The sequence below is a fragment of the Streptomyces sp. NPDC050433 genome, from assembly GCF_044458565.1.
Classification (GTDB): Bacteria; Actinomycetota; Actinomycetes; order Streptomycetales; family Streptomycetaceae; genus Streptomyces.
The window spans coordinates 1-18,920 of record NZ_JBITIB010000061.1 but is presented as its reverse complement, the minus strand read 5'-3'; the positions used below and the strand labels follow the sequence as shown (position 1 = coordinate 18,920).

Annotated in this window: 20 protein-coding genes; 8 read left to right on the top strand and 12 right to left on the bottom strand. The window is 69.9% G+C overall.

Features of this window, described 5'->3' with window-relative positions:
- Window positions 1-206, bottom strand: a 206-nt coding sequence (locus tag ACIBLA_RS37345; protein ID WP_399201124.1) for a cation transporter, incomplete at its 3' end; no start/stop codon positions are given.
- A 77-nt stretch (window positions 207-283) separates the two neighbouring features.
- The gene (locus ACIBLA_RS37340; RefSeq protein WP_363246883.1) at window positions 284-589 is read right to left on the bottom strand and encodes a heavy-metal-associated domain-containing protein; all 306 of its coding nucleotides are present in this window, start codon (window positions 587-589) and stop codon (window positions 284-286) included.
- A gap of 177 nt (window positions 590-766) precedes the next feature.
- Between ACIBLA_RS37340 and ACIBLA_RS37335 the strand changes: the two genes are divergently transcribed.
- The 7 genes from ACIBLA_RS37335 (at window position 767) to ACIBLA_RS37305 (ending at window position 6,584) form a co-directional block, all read left to right on the top strand.
- Window positions 767-1,765: a hypothetical protein gene (locus ACIBLA_RS37335; protein ID WP_399201123.1), complete on the top strand. Its 999-nt coding sequence runs from the start codon at window positions 767-769 to the stop codon at window positions 1,763-1,765.
- A gap of 126 nt (window positions 1,766-1,891) precedes the next feature.
- Entirely contained in the window at window positions 1,892-2,272 is a 381-nt protein-coding gene (locus tag ACIBLA_RS37330) for a BlaI/MecI/CopY family transcriptional regulator (protein WP_363246885.1), read from the top strand.
- A complete protein-coding gene (locus tag ACIBLA_RS37325; RefSeq protein ID WP_399201122.1) occupies window positions 2,269-3,204 on the top strand; it encodes a M56 family metallopeptidase in 936 nt (311 codons plus the stop codon). The genes ACIBLA_RS37330 and ACIBLA_RS37325 overlap by 4 nt, the downstream gene beginning before the upstream one ends.
- A gap of 115 nt (window positions 3,205-3,319) precedes the next feature.
- Entirely contained in the window at window positions 3,320-3,796 is a 477-nt protein-coding gene (locus ACIBLA_RS37320; RefSeq protein WP_363246887.1) for a GNAT family N-acetyltransferase, read from the top strand.
- A gap of 234 nt (window positions 3,797-4,030) precedes the next feature.
- The gene (locus tag ACIBLA_RS37315; RefSeq protein ID WP_363246888.1) at window positions 4,031-4,882 is read left to right on the top strand and encodes a class I SAM-dependent methyltransferase; all 852 of its coding nucleotides are present in this window, start codon (window positions 4,031-4,033) and stop codon (window positions 4,880-4,882) included.
- Between the two features lie 375 nt (window positions 4,883-5,257).
- A complete protein-coding gene (locus tag ACIBLA_RS37310) occupies window positions 5,258-6,040 on the top strand; it encodes a LuxR C-terminal-related transcriptional regulator (RefSeq protein WP_399201121.1) in 783 nt (260 codons plus the stop codon).
- A 31-nt stretch (window positions 6,041-6,071) separates the two neighbouring features.
- Window positions 6,072-6,584, top strand: coding sequence for a transcriptional repressor (locus ACIBLA_RS37305; protein WP_363246890.1), 513 nt, complete (start codon window positions 6,072-6,074; stop codon window positions 6,582-6,584).
- Window positions 6,585-6,711: 127 nt separating this feature from the next.
- Here the strand turns inward: ACIBLA_RS37305 and ACIBLA_RS37300 are convergent, their stop codons facing one another.
- From ACIBLA_RS37300 to asnB, 6 genes are all read right to left on the bottom strand, one after another.
- Entirely contained in the window at window positions 6,712-6,990 is a 279-nt protein-coding gene (locus ACIBLA_RS37300; RefSeq protein WP_399201120.1) for a hypothetical protein, read from the bottom strand.
- A 270-nt stretch (window positions 6,991-7,260) separates the two neighbouring features.
- On the bottom strand, window positions 7,261-8,565 hold the full coding sequence (gene mshA, locus ACIBLA_RS37295; RefSeq protein ID WP_399201125.1) for a D-inositol-3-phosphate glycosyltransferase: 1,305 nt from the start codon (window positions 8,563-8,565) through the stop codon (window positions 7,261-7,263).
- A gap of 148 nt (window positions 8,566-8,713) precedes the next feature.
- Entirely contained in the window at window positions 8,714-10,276 is a 1,563-nt protein-coding gene (locus ACIBLA_RS37290; RefSeq protein ID WP_363246835.1) for a class I tRNA ligase family protein, read from the bottom strand.
- 46 nt (window positions 10,277-10,322) lie between these two features.
- Window positions 10,323-11,060, bottom strand: coding sequence for an SDR family oxidoreductase (locus tag ACIBLA_RS37285; protein ID WP_363246834.1), 738 nt, complete (start codon window positions 11,058-11,060; stop codon window positions 10,323-10,325).
- Window positions 11,061-11,157: 97 nt separating this feature from the next.
- Window positions 11,158-12,120 (bottom strand): PrpF domain-containing protein, encoded by a 963-nt coding sequence (locus ACIBLA_RS37280; RefSeq protein WP_399201119.1) that lies wholly within the window; start codon window positions 12,118-12,120, stop codon window positions 11,158-11,160.
- Window positions 12,117-13,961, bottom strand: coding sequence for an asparagine synthase (glutamine-hydrolyzing) (gene asnB / locus ACIBLA_RS37275; protein ID WP_399201118.1), 1,845 nt, complete (start codon window positions 13,959-13,961; stop codon window positions 12,117-12,119). The genes ACIBLA_RS37280 and asnB overlap by 4 nt, the downstream gene beginning before the upstream one ends.
- 104 nt (window positions 13,962-14,065) lie before the next feature.
- Here asnB and ACIBLA_RS37270 point away from each other — a divergent pair, with 104 nt between their 5' ends.
- On the top strand, window positions 14,066-14,821 hold the full coding sequence (locus ACIBLA_RS37270) for a PIG-L deacetylase family protein (RefSeq protein WP_363246831.1): 756 nt from the start codon (window positions 14,066-14,068) through the stop codon (window positions 14,819-14,821).
- 27 nt (window positions 14,822-14,848) lie between these two features.
- On the opposite strand, the gene ACIBLA_RS37265 is transcribed toward ACIBLA_RS37270, so the two are convergent.
- The 4 genes from ACIBLA_RS37265 to metF form a co-directional block, all read right to left on the bottom strand.
- Window positions 14,849-15,661, bottom strand: a complete 813-nt coding sequence (locus ACIBLA_RS37265; protein ID WP_363246830.1) for a uracil-DNA glycosylase family protein — start codon at window positions 15,659-15,661, stop codon at window positions 14,849-14,851.
- A 150-nt stretch (window positions 15,662-15,811) separates the two neighbouring features.
- On the bottom strand, window positions 15,812-16,474 hold the full coding sequence (locus ACIBLA_RS37260) for a maleylpyruvate isomerase family mycothiol-dependent enzyme (RefSeq protein ID WP_363246837.1): 663 nt from the start codon (window positions 16,472-16,474) through the stop codon (window positions 15,812-15,814).
- A gap of 30 nt (window positions 16,475-16,504) precedes the next feature.
- A complete protein-coding gene (gene ahcY, locus ACIBLA_RS37255) occupies window positions 16,505-17,923 on the bottom strand; it encodes an adenosylhomocysteinase (protein ID WP_363246829.1) in 1,419 nt (472 codons plus the stop codon).
- On the bottom strand, window positions 17,913-18,800 hold the full coding sequence (metF, locus tag ACIBLA_RS37250) for a methylenetetrahydrofolate reductase [NAD(P)H] (RefSeq protein ID WP_363246828.1): 888 nt from the start codon (window positions 18,798-18,800) through the stop codon (window positions 17,913-17,915). The genes ahcY and metF overlap by 11 nt, the downstream gene beginning before the upstream one ends.
- Window positions 18,801-18,920 lie beyond the last annotated feature (120 nt).

Below are 18,920 nucleotides of genomic sequence, written 5' to 3'. Positions count from 1 at the left end.
TCGCCCTGATAACTGACCCTGGCCTTCTCCGTCGCGTAATTGACGGTCGCCTCGACACCGTCCATACGATTCAGCTTCTTCTCGATACGAGCCGCACACGAAGCACAGGTCATCCCACCAATGGCCAGCTCGACCTCAGCCGAGGCGGCGGCGGGCGTAGCGCCAGGTGTCGTGCCGGTCGTCGTGGTCGTCGTCGTGGTGGTCACGTCTGCTCCTCGGACTGCGGATTGGAGGGCGGGGCCGCAGGGGCGACCCCGTCCCGGATGGTTCAGATGCCGCGGCGTCAGGCGCGGCCGGCGAAGTCGTAGCCGAATTCGTCGATGGTCTCGGCGATCAGCGCGTCGTCGGCCTCACCGCCGGTGACGACCGTGACCAGGCCGGTGCCGATGCCCACCTCGACGCCGATGACGGAGTCCAGGCCGGTGAGCGCCTTGGTGACAACGCCCTGGCAGTGGGCGCTGTTGACGCCGCCGACCTTGTAGACGGTGGTGTGGCCGTCGCCGACGGTGGCCGTGGCGGGCACCGCCGTCGCGCCGTCGGCGGCCTGATCGGTGTGGCAGCTGCCCTCAGGAGTACAGCAGGACGACATGGTTGCTCCCCAGTTCGAACGGATACCCCGAGGGGGTATGTGGATGACGAGATCCATATATACCTCCCCTGGGTATACGACGCAAGGGCGTCACCCGACTTGACTAGATACCCCTGGAGGGTATGTTGAAGAGTGTTGGCCGCCGTTGCGGAGTGGCCCTTCACGAAGGAGACCCCGATGAACACGGGACTGAAGATCACCGCCTTCGGCGCCGCGATCGCCGCCACGTTCGGCACGGCGTACGGCGTCGGCACGAGCATCGACCCCGTCGTGGCCGAGAAACCGCCCGCTGCCCACGACGAGCACGCGGAGACAGAAGAGGGAGCGGGTGAGAAGGCGAAGGGCGGGCACGAGGAGGCACCGGGGGGTGGTCACGAGACCACACCGGCCGGCGGCCTGCAGATCTCCGAGGGGGGCTACACGCTCGCTCTCGACACGCCACGCGTCGCGGAGGGAAGGTCGGCCCTCCTCAGCTTCTCCGTCAAGGACGAGAGCGGGCGCAAGGTCACCGCGTACCAGCGCGAGCACGGCAAGGAGCTGCACTTCATCGTCGCGTCAAGGGACTTGACGGTCTATCGGCATCTGCACCCCACCCGCGCCGCCGACGGCACCTGGAGCGTCCGGGCCAAGCTGCCCGCGGCCGGCGGCTACCGGGCCTTCGCCGACTTCAAGCCAGCCAAGAAGGGCGCGACAGGTGTGACGCTCGGCGCCGACCTGGCCGTCTCCGGCACGTCCGAGCCCGCCGCGCTTCCGAAGGCCGGGAACACCGCCGAGGTCGACGGTTACCGGGTCACCCTCGACGGCGCCCTGACCCCCGGCAAGGCGAACGAACTCAAGCTGACCGTCAGCAAGGACGGCAAGCCCGTCACCAACCTCCAGCCCTACCTCGGGGCTTACGGCCATCTCGTCGCCCTGCGCGCCGGAGACCTCGCGTATCTGCACGTCCACCCGAACGGCGAGCCGGGCGACGGCGTCACCAAGCCGGGGCCGGAGGTGTCGTTCACCGCCACGGCGCCCAGTTCGGGCGCGTACCGGCTGTTCCTCGACTTCCAGCACAAGGGCGAGGTCCGCACGGCCGCCTTCACCGTCGACGTACCTGCCACGGGCAGCGACTCCGGAGCGAAGCCGTCCACGCAGCCGGGCGAGACCGAGGAATCCGGCGAGCACGGGCACTGAGGGCCCGGCCACTCCCGTTCCTGGGCGATACCCGGCAGAGGTACAAAAATCTCCCTTTGGGGCGAGCGCTCTACGATGTGCCGGGTAGCACACCGTAAGGCTGTTCAGGTACGGAGAGGGGACATCGTGCGACCGCTGGGTGAGCTGGAAGCCGAGATAATGGACCGACTGTGGCGCTGGGGACAGCCCACGACGGTCCGCCGGATCGTGGAAGACATCAACGGGACCCGGCCGGTCGCGTACACCACCGTCATGACCGTGGCGGACATCCTGCACACGAAGGGCTGGCTCAGACGCGAGAAGATCAACCGCGCCTGGGTGTACGAAGCGACGCAGAGCCGGGAGCAGTACACGGCCCGGCTCATGCAGGAGGCCCTGGGCAGTACGGAGAACCGTAAGGGCGCTCTGCTCCAGTTCGTCGAACACATGTCGAGCGAGGATGTGCAGGCCCTCGACGCCGCGCTGCGCGCCGTGGTCCGCCCGGCCGCGGACGGCGATCGCCGGTGAATCACCACCTTCTGCCGCCGCTCGCGCTCGCCCTGGCCACCGGCTTCCTGCTGCCCATACCGCTGGCGCGCGGACACTGGGCGCACCACGCACCACGCCTGGCGATCTGCGTCTGGGCGCTGCTGGGAGCGCTCTTCACCGCGGGCCTGGCCTTGTCGGTCCTCCAGGCGCTCCTGCCGTACCGCACCAGCCACCGCCTCTCCCATCTCACCGAGGAGTGCCTGCCCTGGAGCGCCGAACGGTGCCGGCCGCCGGGTCCCTCGATGTTGTCGTCCCTGGCCGTGATCGACTACGTGGCGGTCGGCGCTACCGTCGCGACGATCATGCTGCCCTGCGCCGCGTTTCTCCGCGAGATCGTCCGCGCGCGCCGACAGCGGGCCGGGCACGCGGAGTTGCTGTCGCTGCTCGGCAAGCGGAACCAGGGGCTGCGGGCGACCGTCCTCGAACACAGCACCCCGGCGGTCTACTGCCTGCCGGGCCGGGCACCCCAGGTGATCGTCAGCACAGGCGCCCTGAGCACACTGACCGAGTGTCAGCTGAACGCGGCGGTGGAGCACGAACGGGCCCATATCGCGGGCCGCCACCACCTGATGACCCTGGCCGTCCAGGCGTTCGCCGCCGCCTTCCCCCGGCTGCCCCTGGCCGGCGGGATGCGGCGCGAGGTACCGCTGCTGCTGGAAATGGCCGCCGACGACCGCGCGTTGCGCCGGTGTTCGCGCGAGACCCTGGCTCTTGCGCTGTACGCCATGGCGGCCGGACAGGCTCCGGCGGCGGCTCTCGCGATGGGCGGACCCTCCGCGGTACTGCGGGTACGACGGCTGCTGACTCCACGCCAGGTCGGTCACGCCGTCCTGCAAGGGCTGTTCGCCACGACTGCCGTCATCGCCGGAGCGACGCCTCTGATCCTGGCCTGTTGCTCAATACCCGGTTAATTATCTACGCATTAACTAAGTACCCTCGTAATTAGGGTTCGACGGGTCGGGCAGCCAATTGGCAGCTATTATTGGACTCTTGAAGTTCACGCTGCGCCCAGGAGGTACAGAACCCATGCCCCCCATGGAGGTGCGCTCAGCGACCCCCGTAGAGGCACTCGCGATATCGCGACTCCTGGCCGAAGCGATACGCGACAGCTACACCGGGATTCTTGCCGAGTCGGCCGTCGGGCACTTGGTAAGTACCAACTGCTCACTCACTCGAATAAAGGCAGAAATCGGAATTCCCGGCGGTGCACCGGGATGGCTCGGCTGGCTGGTCGCAATCGATGCCGAAGGAACGGTCGTCGGCGCGGCGGCGGGCGGTGTTCCCACGGCGGGCGAGGGCGAGGTGTACTCCCTCTGCGCCTCGCCCTCGCTGCGCGGCACGGGCATCGGCACGGCCCTGCTCGTCGCCGTCACGGAGCGGATACGGGAGCACGACGCGAAGCGGCAGGCGGTCTCCCTGCACAGCGAACAGGACCCGGCCCGCGGCTTCTTCGTCCGCAGGGGATTCCAGGGCTCGGGGACGCGGCTGCTGCGAGGACTGTGAGGCACGCGGCACCCCGCCGGGCGCCGCGGCAGGCCCTCCCCCTTCAACCGGAGCGACCTCACCCTCCAACTACCCTGGCGCGTCCACGCGATGGCGTGGACGCGCAGCGTTGTTCACTGGCCCGGGGGGCCTGGTTCCGGCCACGATGACATTCGGCGGGCCCCCGGCGGCACGGGAGGTCACGCCGGACAGCATGGACGGCAGGGACCAGACCGAGCGCCTCCTGGAGGAGCGATGCGTACACCGACCGGGACGCCCGCCCGAACCGGACTCGGTCCGGTCCTGCCGTCCGTGATCCCGTCCGGCCCCGTATTCCCCCCGCCCGGCCTGGAGTCCGCCGCGCCTGACGACGGGAATCACGCCTGGCTCCAGGATGCGCTGGTCGGCCCGTACAGTGCCGACATCATCGAGTATCTGACCCTGGCCAGGAAGACCGGCGGCCCGATCCTCGACCTCGGCTCCGGCGCGGGAAGGCTCGCCGTCCCGTTCGCCCGGCACGGCTTCCAGGTGGAGGCCATGGACCGGGATCCGGCGAGTCTGGCCCGCCTGCGGGCGTGGGCCGCAAGGATCGGCCCGCATACCCACCGCCTCATCAGCACCACACACACCGACCTCGCGGAGCTCCAGCTGCACCGGACGTACCAACTCGTCCTGCTCGCCGGGGCGATGGTGGCCGCGGTGCCCCCGCACACGCGCCCGGCGCTGCTGCGTGAGATCGCCACCCATCTCGGCGCCGGCGGATCGTTCGCGCTCGACTACACCGCGCACGAACGGCACGGTCTCGCCGAACACCCGCGCCGTTCCTGGTCGTTCGAGGTGCCACGGTTCGACGGCGTGAGAGAGCAGGTCGTCGCGCGGCAGGTCTTCGATCTCGACACCATGACCGAACGGATCACTTATCACACCGAGCGGTCGAGGAAGACACGCGTGAGCCGGTCGGTCTTCGGGACCGCCAAGTGGATCGTGGAACAGGACGACTTGGCTGATCAGCTGCGCACGGCGGGGCTCCGTGTGATCGAGCGCAAGCAGCAGCGCCTCGATCATCGGACACTCGGTGTCCTGCTCGTATGCCGGTCGGTAAAGTGACTGGCGTCACACCGACGATCATCGGCACGAGACGCTCACCACATCAGTGACTAAGGTGTGACTGGGTGCGATGTTTCCAGATAGGCACAGGGGGCGCTGCGCATGACGAGATCCGACCGAATACGTACGCAGTCGGCTGATCTGACACAGTCGCTTTATCAGGAACTCCGGGCTCGGGGTGCCTCCAGCTACGACGATGTCGTGGCGGATATGCAGCTCGACAGCGAGGAACGGCAACGATGTCGTTCCGAATTACTGGGTCTGGGACTCATCGCGCCGACCGGAGCGAAACACGACAATCGGCTCGCTCTGGAGAATGGCGCGCCGTCCGAGAGTGAATCGGACGCGGTGGCGGTCATTGATCCGGAGATCGCGATGCTTCGGTTGCTTCACAGGGAACAGGAACGGCTTCAGACGCACATCACCGAGGCGAACCGGTCGTACGGCGCGCTCGAAACATTGGCGGAGCGCTTTTTACGGGCCGGCACCCTCACCCAGGAATCCGAAGTCGAGGTGGAAGTCCTCACCGATTACCGGCGCATCCAGCAGGTGCTTGAGGACATCAGCCATGTCGTCCAGCACGAAGAGGCGACGATGCATCCGGGGACGCTCCAGCGGGAGATCCCCGAGCGTGTACTGGAGCGCGACCTGCGGCAGTTGGACAAAGGCGTGCGCATCCGTGCGATCTTCAACCAGCGATTCGTCTCGGTGCCCGATCAGGCCGAGTACTTCCGCCGGAAGGCGCGGCAGGGCGCGGAGATCCGGATGTCCCCCGTCGTCCCGATGAACATGGTGATCGCGGACCACCACTTCGCGCTGATTCCGCTGGACCCGGAGAATCCGACCCTCGGAGCGATCCTCGCCCGGGGGCCCGCGCTGGTCCGTTCCTATCTCGCGCTGTACGAGTACTGCTGGCACACCGCGACGCCCTACGGTGAGATGGTCGGCCCCGAGCCGGGCGGCGACGGTCTGACCGAGCAGCAGCGGGCGGCGATCCGGATGCTGGCGTCCGGGATGAAGGACGAGAAGATCGCGCGCAGCCTCGGTGTCTCCCTGCGTACCGTCAGCCGCATGCTCTCCGAGCTGATGGCGGATCTCGGTGCCTCCAGCCGCTTCGAGGCGGGGGTCCGCGCCACCCGGCTCGGCTGGCTGGACTGAGCGCGTCCCGCCGAAGCCATCTCGTCCGCCCGTGCCCCTGAAGGGCCAAGAGGTACGATGCCTGCAAAGTTTTGGTCTGACCAGGCGGCGATCGGGCGGCGACGAGATGACACGCGAAGCAGTGGCGACCGAGCGCGACGTGATGATCCAGCGGCTGCGCGATGCGGGGCTGCGCGTGACCGGCGGCCGTCTGGAGATCCTGCAACTCCTCGCCGCGGGCGGGCACATGGACGTTGAGGCCCTCACCTCGGCGGCGCGGGAGCGACTGGGGGCACTCACCAGCCAGGCGGTCTACGAAATGCTCCGGCATTTCCTGGAGACCGGCCTGGCCACAAAGCTCGAACGGCCCGGCTGGCCGGCCGTATTCGAAATCGCGGGCACCCCGCACCACCACGCCCTGTGTGTGAAGTGCGGGCGCGTGGAGAATGTGGAATCGAATGTTCCACCGACGCCCCGCAAAGGGCTCAGGGGATGGCGCATCGCGGACACCGAACTGCTTTTCAAAGGCGAATGCCCGGACTGCCGGTCGGCCAAGAAGAACTGACCGCCGGATATCCTCCGCGGGCTTCGGCGCCGGCCTCGGCCGCCGGAACGCCGGCGTTCGAACGAGGGCGGCCCGCACGACCCGGTTCGGGTCGTGCGGGCCGCTTGTCGGTCCTGGACCGGGGCGATCAGGCCTGGGGAGGAGTGGGCCATTCGCCGTCGTCGGAGGCCAGGACGGGTGTGGAGGCCGGCCGGGGCCATTCGCCGTCACCGGGAGAAGCGTTCACGGGCCCCACCGTGGCGGGCTGGGGGGCGGGCCACTCGCCGTCCGCGGCCGACACCCGCGTGGACGCTTCCGCGTCGGCCGCCAGCACCGGCGGCAGGGCCACGCCCGTACAGAGAACGACAGCCACGGCGAGCTGACGAGCCACAGTGCGAATTCCGGTGCCGCGAACTACTGCAGACATGCTTCCTCCAGGGAAATCAACGGAACAGTGACTGGGACTTTCCCTTCACCGGGCCCGTGCCGCCGGGTCTCCGGTGAAGACATTTAAATAATCTCCCACTCCGTGCCGCCGATCCAGAGTTTCTTCCGTCGTGGACCTGCCATGGCGCGGACGCGTCATCAAGAACGACAGAAGACAAAGAGAAACAGAGGCACCGTCAAAAGCATTCACCGGCAATACGTTTCGACAACACTTAAGACCACCACTCTTTTGGTCCTACCAAAAGAACTGTTAAACTCGTGCCACGGCTCTCCCGTTCCTCCAGGAGGGGGCGGCCGTAGGGGCAGGGGCGTGCCGCCGCCTCTGCCCCATGCTGTGCGGCACGGCGGTCATGGCACGCTCGTACACCGCCAGCGTGCGCCCCGCGGCAGCGTCCCAGCTCAGTGTCCGCGCGTGACGGACCGCGGCCTCCCCCATCGACGCACCGGCTTCCGGTCGGCCGGCCAGCCACAGCAGCCTCCGGGCGTACTCCGCCGGCTCGTGACCCCGCACCAGCAGGCCGGTCACACCGTCGCGTACCGCCGTGGTCAGGCCTCCGACGGCCGACGCCAGTACCGGCGTCCCGCACGCCTGCGCCTCCAGGGCCACCAGGCCGAACGACTCACTGCGCGAGGGTACGACCAGCAGGTCGGCCGCCCGGTACCAGTGCGCCAACTCGCCCTGTGAGACGGCGGGCTCGAAGCGCATCACATCCAGGACGCCGAGCCGTGCGCACATCTCGCGCAGCGCGCCGGGCGCGGCCGTGCCGGAGCCACTGAGTCCGCCGACGACGGGGACCAGGAGCCGCCGGCGCAGGCCGGGCTCCAGTCGCAGGGCCTCGGCGACGGCCCGTATGAGAACATCGGGGGCCTTCAACGGCTGGATACGGCCGGCGAAGAGCGGGATCAGCGCCCCGGGTGGCAGACCGAGCCGGGCGCGGGCGACGGCCCGTCCCCCGGCGGGACAGAAGACGCGGGTGTCCACGCCGGGGTTGACGATCTCCGTTCGCGACGGGTCGGCCCCGTACATCGTCTCCAGCGCGCCCGCCTCCTCGGCGGTGTTGGCTATCAGCCGGTCCGCGGCGCGTACGACGTCCAGCTCGCCCCGGACCCGCCACGCCGGTTCCGGGATGTCTCCCGGCGCCAGTGTGTGGTTCTTCACCTGGGCGAGGGTGTGCATGGTGTGTACGAGGGGGACGCCCCAGCGGGCGGCGGCGAGGCTGCCCGCCTGGCCGGAGAGCCAGTAGTGCGAGTGCACGAGGTCGTACGGGAGGCCGGAGCCGGCCGCGCGCAGCAGTGCGAGCGAGAACTCCAGCAGCACCCCCGGCATGTCCTCCTTGGTCAGGGGCCGGCACGGTCCGGCGTGCAGATGCCGCACGTGGACGCCGGGGCCGAGAGGCACGGCGGGCGGCCGTCCCTCACCGCGGCAGCGGGTGAACAGGTCGACCCGGGCGCCCTGTTCACAGAGCGCCCGGGCCAGTTCGACCATGTATACGTTCATGCCGCCCGCGTCCCCGGTACCGGGTTGGTGGAGCGGCGAGGTGTGGACACTGAGCATGGCGACGCGTGGGGACACGGGAAGCTCCTCGGTTGAGAGCCACGTGTCGTGTCACCACAGGCGCCCGGCCACGCGGCGGGGATCGCAGGGAAGGGTTCACGGTGCGCCGGGTCCGGCCACCGGGCCGGCGCCGGAGGTAGGGCACGGGTCAGAAACCGAAGACCCGGCCGGTGGCGCGCAGCAGGCGGGTGCCGGGGACCGGCGGGTTGAGGGCGTCCAGGGTCACCGGGCGGCCCGGCTCGATGCCGAGCGCCGCGGCCAGCCGGTCGGAACCTTCCGGCATGACCGGCCGCGCCCACGCGGAGAGCGCCGCCGCCACGCTCAACTGCGCGGCCAGGGAGGGCAGATGCCGTCCCTCGGCGCTCGGCCGGGCGCGCTGGTGGGCGTTCAGGTGTCCGAAGGCGGCGGTGGACTCGACGATCTCGTCCAGGACGGCGACGGCCCGGCGCGGATCGAAGGCCCCGGGCCCGTACGCGTCCCGTAGCTCAGCCAACGCGTGCTTCACCCGGCGCAGTTGCGCCTCCCAGCCCGCACCGTCCGGGGCGGTGTCCGGCATCCGCCCGCCGTTCTCCTCCCGTACTGCGGTGAACAGCCGCTCCAGCCAGCCGTTCCACGTGGTGTCCAGGGCGAGGCGGGTGGCGGCCAGTTCGCCGACCCGGAAGTCGACCCGGTGGCCGGTGGGGCGGGCTTGGAGGACATGGCGGCGCAGCGCGTCGGAGCCGTACTCCACGAGCAGGTCCAGCGCCCACGTGGCGTCCCCGCCGTCCGGCGTGCCGTAGGTCTCGGTGACGCAGAACTCCTGCGGCAGTTTGACCCCTTGGGCCAGCAGGATGGCGGGGAGCAGCACGGCGTGGCAGAAGGTGTGCTCGAACGCCCCGAAGTGCACGGTGCGTTCGGGCAGCGGTCTGCGGTCGTAGCCGCTGCCGAACAGATGCATGGCGGCGGCCTCGAAGCAGGCGTCGACGCGTTGTCCGGGAAAGCCGTCGACGGGCACCGGGATGCCCCAGTCCCCCGGATGGCCCACCGCAATGTCGGGCAGCCCGTCCTCCACGAGACTTTCGCACAGGGCCGCGAGCCGGGGCGGCAGTTCGGAGGCCTCCCAGTACTCGGCGAGCGCGTCACGGAACGGTTCGAGCAACAGGTGCGGTGTCCGGCATCGGCGCGCGGCGGCGGCGGATCCGCACCGGGCGCAGCGGGGGTCGAGCAGCGTTCCGCCGTCCTTGGGCAGGGCGCACTCGCCGCACATGCCGCCGGCGCCCCCGGCGCCGCAGCGTGGGCAGCGGCCGTTGGCCAGGGCTCCGTGCAGCCACCGGGCACAGGGCACGCAGTAGGGAACGGTGCGGGCCCGTGGGGCGATGACGCCCTCCGTGTAGAGCCGGGTGAACATCTCCTGCGTCCAGCGGGCGTAGCCGCGGTCGCGCCGTGGATGCACGATGCGGTCGAACTCGATGCGGGAGTGCTGCCAGTCGGCCGTGATGGCGGCGCGGTAGCCGTCGGCGACCTCGGCCGGGTCCCGGCAGGTGCGCAGCGCCCGCGACTGGACCGAGGCGGTGTGATCGGCCGTGCCGGTGGTGAAGAGGACCGGCTGGCCGTCGGCCCGCAGAAATCGGGCCAGGACATCGGCGGCCACGTACGGGCCGGCCAGCTGCCCGATCTCCAGCTCGGAGGAGGGGACGGGCGGGGTCGCGGTGATCCAGAGAGGGGTGCTCACGGAGTGGACCTCCTTGACGCGGAGTGACGCAGACGCGGTGCGATGCTCAGCGGGGTTCGAAGTGGAATGAGCGGATGAAGCAGTCACGCGGCTGCTCGACCGCGTAGACGACGCATTCGAAGAGGGCCTGGGTGGTCAGCTTCTCCTCAACCGTCGGGCGGCTCTGGCCGGTCCCCTCCCATTCCGCGGAACGCGGGTCGGAGGTGGAGAAGTCCGGCGGATAGAGCGAGAAGACGCGTATGCCCGTCGAGCGCAGCCGGCGCGCGAGAATGTCGGCGAATCCGGCCTGCGCGCTTTTCGCCGCGTAGAACGCCTCGTGCGCGGGCGAGCCGGCTCCGTCGTGGTCTCCGCGCACGGCGACCATGTTGACGATGTCGGGACGGCCCGAAGCCCGCAGCAGCGGCAGGAAGTGCTTGACCATCAGGACCGTGCCGCCGGCGGTGGACTCGATGGTCTCGACTATCTCGTCGTCGGAAGCGTCGTCCAGTTCGAGGCCGTCCAGCCAGCGCGCGCCGTTGTTGACCAGCAGATCCACCCGGTCGGTGCGCTCGGCGACGCGCCGGGCGAAGGCACGGATCTCGGCGGGCCTGCTCAGGTCGCAGCCGAATGCGTGAATACGCTCACGGGCCGCTCCCATGACTTCCGTGTGGGTGCGTTCGGCGGCTTCGACGGTACGGGCCGATACATAGACCTCGGCTCCGAGATGGGCGAATCCGATGGCGAGTGAACGGCCGAATTGACGGGACGCGCCGGTCACCACGACGCGTAGATTCTCGAATTTCATTCTTCACCGCGTCTTTCTCCGGACGGGAGCCGCGGGATTCCGCGACCTCCACAGTGGCAGAGGAAAGACGGCGAAAGCGGGCTCGGACGCTGCGCGTTCACGCCGTGACGCGGATACGCCACGGCAGGGGCAGGGCCCTTTCCAGTACGGTGGCGCGCTTGCCGTGGACGCGCACGGCGTCGAGCCGTGGGCCCGACGTGTGGGCCGAGGTGTCGGCGGACGCGTACGCCGGTCCGCCCGGTGTGTCGACGCGCAGGGTGTACGGGCCGGGGGCCGCGTCCCGTTCGCGGCCGGCGAGGCGGTGGGGCACGGTGCCGGGGACGGTCGTGGCAGCCGTGAGACAGGCTGTGCCCGTCAGTGCGAGGGACGGGTGCCAGCCGGTGGTGGCGACGGCGCGGACCGTGAGTCCGCCCGCCCCGTACGCGGCCACCGCGGCGATCTTGGGGAGCGCGCCGTGCGCGGGCAGGCCGAGCAGCCGGGCGGCGCGGGCCCGGACACGCAGCAGTCGGACCAGCAAGACCCCCTCCTCCGAAGGCAGTTCACCGGGGCTGGACAGTCCGAGGTCGGCGGCGTCCACGAACACGTACGGATTGCCGAAGTCGACCAGGGACACCCGCAGCCCGCCGACGCTGTCGACGGGCCTGCCGGTGGGCAGCAGCGGGCGGGCCTGCTCCGGGCGGTTGAGCCGGACCGTGTACGCGCCGCCGCTCGGCTCCGGCTCGCAGACGGCCGTGTGGTTCGTCGTCAGCGCGTGGACCCTGACGGGGCCGGGCCGCCCCGCCGCCACGACGCAGGCCAGCAGCGAGTGCCCGCACCCGGTACGGAAGTCGAAACCGCCCGGCAGCGACTGCACGAAGCGGTAGTCGAGGTCGTGGGCCGGGTCGCGGGACGTGCCGTACAACGCGATCTTCGCGATCCCGGCGCGCCCGGTGCGCTCCAGCCAGCGGCGTACGCCGACCAGCTCGTCCCGCAACGCCAGTGCGCCGCGCGGCAGTTGCTCGCGGTCGATCACCAGGGTCGGGCAGGGGGCGCCCGCGACCCGCACCACGTCGACGATCACGCGGCGCATCCGACGGGGACCCGGAGCCCCTGCGCGACCTCCGTCCACAGCTCGTGCACGGCGAGCGCCCACAGCGCGAGGGCGTCCGGTCCCGACGGGCGGGACAGCTGACGGGTGATCAGCGCCTGGACGCGGTCGGGCCTGAGCCGGCCGCCGCGCAGCAGCCGGGCCGGTGAGAGCAGGTCCTGGACCGCGTCCATCAGCGGGCTGCCGGACGTCATCATGGCGGCGACGGGCAGGGTGAATGGCTGCTTGGGACGGCGCAGCACGGACGGCGGGAGAAGGTCGCGGCCGACCCGGTACAGCGCCCGTTTGCCCCGCAGGTCCTCGGCGGGCAGAGCGCGGGCCAGCGCCGCGACCCTGGGCTGGCAGAACGGCATCCGGGCCTCGACCCCCCACGCCATGCTGAGGTGGTCGACACGGCGCAGATGGTAGGCGGGCATCCGCCACCGGGTCTCGAAGTTGACGATCGCGGTCAGCCGGTCGGTGCCGGACGCCCGGAGTTCGGCGAGGACCCGGTCCCCGTCGGAGCCGCGCTCGGCGATGAACGCGCGGTACGCAGGGGTGTAGAGACGGTTTCGGAGCATGCGTGGGACAGCGGCGAGGGCGTCGGCGTAGCCGCCTGCCCAGTCCGCCCCCTCGGGTGCGGCGAGCGCGGCGCGCAGGCGGTCGTAGCCGCCGAAGAGTTCGTCCGCGCCGTCGCCGGTGAGCGCGACGCTGAAGCCCGACTGGTGGACGGCGCGGAACAGCGCGTAGGTGCTCAGTGCGATCGGGTCGGCGTTGGGCTGGCCCAGGTGGCGGACGGTGCGGGTGAGCAGGGACGCGAACTCGGCCGGGTCCGCCTCCACTTGGTGGTGCACGGTGCGCGAGCGCAGGGCCACGGCGCGCGCGTAGGTGTGCTCCGAGTCGGGCCACCGGCCGCGGTAGGTGAGATGGAAGCTGTGCAGCGGCGCGCCGCCGGTGGCACGTGCGCCGGATGCCGCTAGCGCGGTGACGAGTCCGGAGTCCAGCCCGCCGCTGGTGATGGCGCACACGGGGACGTCGGCGTCGGCCAGGCGCTCCGTCTCGACGCGCAGCGTCTCCTCAAGATCCTGGCCGGCGGTTCCGGTGACCGGTGGCGTCCGGTACGGCGCGCGCCGGTGCACCCGCAGACCCGAGCCGGGGCGGGCGACGGCCGTGGTGCCCGGCGGGACCACCTTGATGCCGCGCAGGGCGGTCTCCGTACCGAAGGGTGTCTTCGTCGCGAGGACGGTGTCGAGCGACTCCTCACGCGGGTCGGCGGGCACCCCGTCGAAGGCGAGCAGCGCGGGGATCTCCGACGCGAAGCGCACCGAGCCGTCGGCCGCGACGTGGTAGTGGATCGGTTTCATCCCCATGTCGTCCACAGCGAGCACGAGTTGGGGGCCGGCCGTCGTGCGCCGGTCGAGGACGGCGATGGCGAACATCCCGTCGAGGTGTTCGGCGAACCGGGGTCCGTACTCCAGGTAGAGCGCGGGCAGCACGCTGCCGTCGCAGGAGTCGGGGAAGCGGTGGCCGCGAGCGGCCATCCGACGGCGCAGCTCACGGTGGTTGTAGATCTCGCCGTTGAGCACCGCCAGCACGCCGGGCGCGGTGGGCAGCCGGTACGGCTGGGTCCCCCGGCCGGGGTCGGTGACGGCGAGCCGGTCGCAGCCGAGCGACCAGCCCCGGCCAGTGAGCACGCCACGCCCGTCGGGACCGCCGTGTCGCTGGCGGGCGGAGACCGCGGCCAGCTCGGGGGCGGTGGCCTCGCCGGCGAAAGAACCGAAGATCCTGCACATCTGCCGGTCGCCTCCGAATCCTGGATCATCTGAATCGACCATTTATTTGAACCTACCAATTTTTTGACTGGCGCGTAAGTGCCATGTCTCGGACACGCCACACCTCCGGCCTTGCCCGCCATGGACGAGGTCAACAGGCTGGGCGCATGGATGAGTTGAGGACCGAGTTGAGGGCCGACTCCGCCGCCGACCGGGGCGCTCCCGCCAGCTTGCTGGTCGTGGCGGCGCACCCGGACGACATCGAGTTCTGCGTCAGCGGGACGGTGATGCGATGGATCGCGCGAGGGACCCGCGTCACGTACTGCATCGTCACGGACGGCGGCGCCGGCGGTTACGACGAGAAGCTGCCCCGCCAGGCCATGGCGGATCTACGCCGCGCGGAACAGGTCCACTCGGCGAAGCTGAGCGGGGTGCACGACGTGCGCTTCCTCGGCTATCCGGACAGCCTGGTCGAGGCGGGCGTGGAGCTGCGTCGCGATCTGTGCCGGGTGATCCGGGACGTACGGCCGCAGCGGGCCGTCATCCCCAGCCCCGAGATCAACTGGAGGCGGGTCGCCGATCTCCATCCCGACCACCGGGCGGTGGGCGACGCGGCACTCCGCGCGGTCTACCCCGAGGCACGGAACCCCTTCGCCCACCCCGAACTCCTCAAGGGAGAAGGGCTGGAGCCGTGGGCGGTACCTGAACTGTGGCTGATGACGGGGCCCACACCCAACCAGTACGTCGACGTCACGTCGGTCTTCGGCCGCAAGGTCGACGCGCTGCGTATCCACACGTCGCAGACCGCGCACTTCGAGGACCTGGCGGGCCTCCTGGGAGACTGGCTGTCCGAACACGCCCGCGACGGCGGCCTCCCGCCGGGCCGCTTCGCGGAGGCGTTCCAGATCGTCAGTACGGCCTGAGCTTGCCCAGGACCGGCCGGACAGGACCTAGAAGGGTCTTTCGTCCTCGGGGATCCGCACCGTGATGGTGGCGCGCTTCTCTTTGGGGTCAGCTCCCTGGCGCGCCGCCCATGGTTCGTCGGAGCGCATCCAGGAAGGCAACCCGGGTGGCAGGTCGGCCTCCGGGATCACGCCCAAGTCCGGTGGGGTGAAGGCTTCGCCGTACGGCACGAGCGGTCGCTGGACGTCCGGGGTGACGTCGGCGCTCAGAGCGGTCAGAGCACCGTTCCAGTCGGTCATGAGCCGGCTCATGGCAACGTGGAAATCGGTACCGGAGGCCGCGGCGCTGTCGGGGTACGTGGGGTGCAGGATGTGCGCATACGCCCCGCCGTAGGGGGCACTGCTGGAGTCCTTCCTCCAGGTGTCGAAGGCGGTGTTCGCCAGTCCGCCCAGGGAGATGATCGCTTCGATCTGGTTGTGGGTGACCAGGGTGTCGAGCCATCGGTGCCGGTAGCGCGCGATGTCGGGGTCGTTGGCGTGGGCGTCACCGGCCCGCTGACCGTAGACGCTGTACAGGTAGGTGTTGATCAGCACGTAGCTGGAGTCGATACCGAGCTTGTTGAGAAAACCCTGGAAGCGACGGCCGGCGGTGCCGACCAGGATGCGGCGGGTGATGGCTTCGTGGGTGGCGGGATCCTGGCCGAGGACAAGGACACGCGCCGTGCCGTCGAGTCGGCCTCGGTGGAAGATCGGGCCCCACTCCACTCGGAATCCCTCGGGCGGATATGTCTCGGGTCCCGGGTAGTCGCCGACGAGAGCGGCGTACGGGGCGTGAGCGTAGCCGGGGTCGAATGGGTGCATGCCGGGCTCCTGGTCCGTATGAGCGAATGCCGACTCACAGTAGCCGATCGACTACTGTGCGGCATTCTGTCTGGTACGCGACGTATCACCACCTCTGCCACGCGGCGCTGCGACTCTGGCTCGCGGACGACGCCGCGTATGTACGAGGGCTCAGCTGTAGATGACGAGTTCGTGTTCCTCGGCTCCGTGCAGGTCGTAGCGCGTGCCGACGAGCGGACGCCCGGAGTAGAGGCGGATCAGGGTCGGCATGTCGGCCGTCAGGCGGGCCGGTGGGCGGCCTTCGACCGGGTCGCCCAGCACCACCGGTTCCGGGTGGCCGGTCAGTGTGGCGTGGAGCAGGGGCGTGTCCCGGCGGCGGCTCGCCAGAGCGAGCAGCGGCAGGGCGGGCGTGGCTCCGGCGCCCGCGTACGCCCCCGGTACACCGAAGGCCTCCCGTACATCCCCCGCGTGCACCCACTCCCCCAGCGCCACCGTGTCGAGCGAACCGTCGTCATGGGCGGCGATGGCGGGGCCCGCTTCGGTGAAGCCGCGCTCCAGCTCGTCCAGCACGCGCGGCAGCGGCCAGTCGGCGCGTTCCGCCACATCGGCGGCGTTTGACTCCGGTGAGAACACGCCCTCTTCGAGACGCCCCTCCACGATCCGCACGAGCGCGGCGGCACAGTGCGCGAGGACATCGCGCGCGGTCCAGCCGGGGCAGGCGGTACGGAGGGCGAAGTGGTCCTCGGGGGTGTGCCGCAGCAGTGGCAGCAGCGCGTCCCGCTCGGTCAGCAGGAGACGGCCGGGAAGCTCCGGATCACGGGCCTGGTCGGACATGGATTCGCCCTCCGTGGATATGACGGTCACTCAGTAACGGTAGTGGTCCGGCTTGTACGGGCCCTCGACCGGTACACCAAGGTACGCGGCCTGGTCAGGACGGAGGGTTGTGAGCCGCACCCCGAGGGCGTCGAGGTGGAGGCGCGCGACCTTCTCGTCCAGGTGCTTGGGAAGCACGTGCACACCGGTCGGATAGCCGCCGGTCCGGGTGAAGAGTTCGATCTGGGCGATGGTCTGGTTGGCGAAGGAGTTGGACATCACGAAGGACGGGTGCCCCGTCGCGTTGCCGAGGTTGAGCAGCCGCCCCTCGGACAGCACGATGACTGACCGTCCGTCCGGGAAGGTCCAGGTGTGGACCTGCGGCTTGACCTCGTCCTTGACGATGCCCTCCTCTGCGGCCAGGCCGGCCATGTCGATCTCGTTGTCGAAGTGGCCGATGTTCCCGACGATCGCCTGGTGCTTCATGCGCCGCATGTGCTCGATACGGATGATGTCCTTGTTGCCGGTGGTCGTGATGAAAATGTCCGCCGACTCGACCACGTCCTCCAGGGTGGTCACCTGGAACCCGTCCATCGCCGCCTGGAGCGCGCAGATCGGGTCGATCTCGGTGACGATCACGCGGGCTCCCTGGCCGCGCAGGGACTCCGCGCAGCCCTTGCCCACGTCGCCGTATCCACACACGACGGCGACCTTGCCGCCGATCAGCACGTCCGTGGCACGGTTGACGCCGTCGATGAGGGAGTGCCGGCAGCCGTACTTGTTGTCGAACTTCGACTTGGTCACCGCGTCGTTCACATTGATGGCGGGGAAGAGCAGTTCGCCGTCACGGTGCATCGCGACGAGGCGGTGCACACCGGTCGTGGTCTCCTCGGTGACGCCGCGGATCCCGGCGGCCGACTCGGTCCACTTGCGGGGCGTCTCACGCAACGAGCGGGTCAACGTCTCCAGTACGACACGGTGTTCGGTGTTATCGGCGGTCGCCGGGTCGGGCACGGAGCCGGCCTTCTCGTACTCGACACCCTGGTGGACGAGGAGAGTCGCGTCACCGCCGTCGTCCAGGATCATGTTGGGTCCGCTGTGGCCCGGCCAGGTCAGCGCCTGCTCGGTGCACCACCAGTACTCCTCATACGTCTCACCCTTCCACGCGAAGACCGGTATGCCGACAGCGGCGATCGCGGCGGCGGCATGGTCCTGGGTGGAGAAGATGTTGCACGACGCCCAGCGGACATCGGCGCCGAGAGCCACCAGCGTCTCGATCAGGACGGCGGTCTGCACGGTCATGTGCAGGGAGCCGGTGATACGCGCGCCCTGGAGCGGCCGGGTGGGCGCGTACTCCGCACGGATCGCCATCAGGCCGGGCATCTCGTGCTCGGCGAGCGTGATCTCCTTACGGCCGAAGGCGGCAAGCGACAGATCGGCGACCTTGAAGTCGGTGAACTCAGTTGACATGGAGGCTCCTTGAGATCCGAGGGCTTGGCGTCGCGGGGCGCGCTGCCTGAACGTTCCGGTGAATGTCCAGCGCGGCGGTCGAGCGGTTGAGCGTGATGTAGTGCAGGCCCGGAGCGCCTTCGGCGAGAAGCCGTTCGGCCATGGCGGTTGCGTGGTCGACACCGATCCGGTGTGCGGCGGCGGGATCGGTGCGGGCCGCCTCCAACCTGTGCGCCAGATCCTCGGGGAAAGCCGCGTTGCCGAGGGCGGCGAAGCGGGCGATCTGGCGAACGTCGGTCGCGGGCATGATCTCGGGGATGACGGGCGTATGGCAGCCTGCGGCCGTCACCCGGTCCCGGAAGCGCAGATAGTCCTCGGCATCGAAGAACATCTGCGTGATCGCGTAGTCCGCGCCCGCCGCGCACTTCGCGATGAAGTGGCGCAGGTCGGCAGCGGGCGAGGACGCGCGGGGATGCCCCTCGGGGAAGGCGGCGACGCCGATGGTGAAGTCTCCGAGCGAGCGTACGAGTTCCACCAACTCGTGGGCGTGGGTGAAACCTTGGGGATGCGGAATCCACTCACCCCTTGGGTCGCCGGGCGGGTCTCCGCGCAGGACGAGGACGTCGCGGATCCCGGCGTCCGCGTACTGGCCGATGATGCGGCGCAGTTCGGCTACCGAGTGTCCGACGGCGGTGAGATGGGCAACGGGGCGCAGGGTCGTCTCGGCCGCGATACGCCGGGTGACGGCGACGGTGCGCTCACGGGACGACCCGCCGGCGCCGTAGGTGACCGAGACGAAGTCCGGGGAGAGGGCTTCGACGCGCCGGACCGTGTCCCACAGCGCGCGCTCGCCGGCCGGGGTCTTCGGCGGGAAGAACTCGAAGGAGAAGGTGGTCATGCCCGGCCTCCCGCGTTGAAGTAGCTCGCTTCGGGGTGGTGGATGACGATGGCGTCGGTGGACTGTTCGGGGTGGAGCTGGAACTCTTCGGAGAGTTCGACGCCGATCCGGCCGGGCTCC